The following is a 1,245-nucleotide window of genomic DNA, read 5'->3' as shown; positions in this document are numbered from 1 at the left end:
GGGAACTCTATACAGGTCATGCTTTAATTGACTTATCTCGGAACAAAACCATAGTGCGCTGTGGTGTAACGCGAGTTTATTTTGCCAATGTAAGCGATCGCGCTATAGAAGCCTATGTTGCTACTGGCGAACCCCTTAAATGTGCTGGTGCCTTTGCTTTGGAAGGTAGAGGGGGGCTCTTCGTTGACAAAATCGAAGGCTGTCATAGTAATGTTATTGGTCTGAGCTTACCCCTGCTCCATCGAATGTTAGAGGAACTAGGATATGAAGTTACTGATTTTTGGCAATAGGTATAGTAATTGGTGATTAGTCATTGTCTTGATGCAAAGCGCGAGTGGTTTGAAGTTACCGTAAGAGAGTGGAGCCTTATTAAAAAATATTTAACCCTTTTCTGCATAACCTGCCGACATTAAAGGCGACCCTCTCTAAGGTTTCGTCTCCGGGGAAACCACGGCAAAGCGCGAGTGGTTTGAAGTTACCGTAAGACAGGCTCGCCTTAATCAATAAGTTTTAACCCTTTTTTGCATAACCTACCAACCATAAAGGCGAGCCTGTCTAAGGTTTCGTCTCCGGGGGAACCCCCAAGACCGCGCTGCCTCCCCAAGACCGCGCTGCATCGCTTGTAATTACCAGCAGACTGTGAGCTGACTACTAATAACTAAGAACTAAGGACTAGGGCAACAAAAAAATCTATGACCACTAAAGACGACTTTAAACAACAAATCAAGGCAGGTAACATTAGGGATGCCCTGACCCTATCCCTAGGTGAAGCAGTGGAGTTAGAAATTACGACTTGGGTCTCCTCATCTAGCCCAGCTCCTCATTCCTCAGCTGAGTTAGACCAACCAAGCTCTGATTGCCAAATGCGTAGTCGCATGAATATTGTTGATGGTGAAATCAACAACCAAGTTGGTTCAGAGTTTATGGGCAATGGGCCTTACACTGAACTGAAGCAATTTCACCTACAGCAGGTACAACAAGGACGCCAGACTATTCAGCAAAATTTGGAAAATTTGCAACAACTGTTTACTGTTCTGAGTACTACCATGGGTCGGCTACCCCAAGGGTCTGACCTAGGTACTGATAGTAGCTCTAGTCTATCTGCCAAAAAAGGGAATAGGGAATAGGGAATAGGGAATAGGGAATAGGAAAAAAATCCTGTGTACCTCATTGCTATCAGAACCGCTATAACGATTACGCTGCTTTATTAACGCACCCTACAGATAGCGACAGATAGCATATAGA

General features: G+C 44.7%; 2 protein-coding genes. Both read left to right on the top strand.

What is annotated here, in order from left to right:
* The coding region (locus F6K38_RS42380) for a Maf family protein (RefSeq protein WP_287360869.1) at nt 1–290 on the top strand (290 nt) is incomplete at its 5' end.
* 402 nt (nt 291–692) lie between these two features.
* On the top strand, nt 693–1,127 hold the full coding sequence (locus F6K38_RS42375) for a hypothetical protein (protein WP_008178259.1): 435 nt from the start codon (nt 693–695) through the stop codon (nt 1,125–1,127).
* Nucleotides 1,128–1,245 lie beyond the last annotated feature (118 nt).

Source organism: Moorena sp. SIO3B2 (assembly GCF_010692525.1).
Classification (GTDB): domain Bacteria; phylum Cyanobacteriota; class Cyanobacteriia; order Cyanobacteriales; family Coleofasciculaceae; genus Moorena; species Moorena producens.
This window is presented reverse-complemented; position numbering and strand designations above follow the sequence as displayed.

Bases quoted from the DNA above. Each gene is read 5' to 3' on its own strand.
- F6K38_RS42375 (WP_008178259.1), top strand. From the start codon at position 693: ATGACCACTAAAGACGACTTTAAACAACAAATCAAGGCAGGTAACATT.